Source organism: Chlorobaculum thiosulfatiphilum (assembly GCF_006265165.1).
In the GTDB taxonomy this organism is placed as follows: domain Bacteria; phylum Bacteroidota; class Chlorobiia; order Chlorobiales; family Chlorobiaceae; genus Chlorobaculum; species Chlorobaculum thiosulfatiphilum.
In genome coordinates, this window is sequence record NZ_VDCH01000078.1 from 1 (window position 1) to 261 (window position 261).

A 261-nucleotide genomic window follows, 5' to 3' on the forward strand; every position below is an offset into this window, starting at 1 on the left:
GCTCCGGCCTTCGGCCGGGCTGCCCACGCTGCAGTGGTCGCTGCTGCTGGCGCTGGCCGCGGCGGCGGGCCACCTGGTGCAGCGTTACAGCGGCCTGCCCAAGGTGGTGGGCTATTCGGTGGTGGGCACGTTTGCCGGCCTGGCCGGCTTCAGTGGCGCGGTCTGGCCGCTGCAGGGCATCGGGCTGTTTTTGCTGGAACTGGCGGTGGCGGTGGTGCTGTTCGAGGCCGGTGGCCGCATCCCCTTGCGCTGGTTCCGCCA

1 pseudogene is annotated in these 261 nt (G+C 72.0%); it reads left to right on the top strand.

The window, feature by feature from the left end:
* Positions 1-261: pseudogene (locus FGF66_RS12425) on the top strand (cation:proton antiporter); the annotation flags it as partial.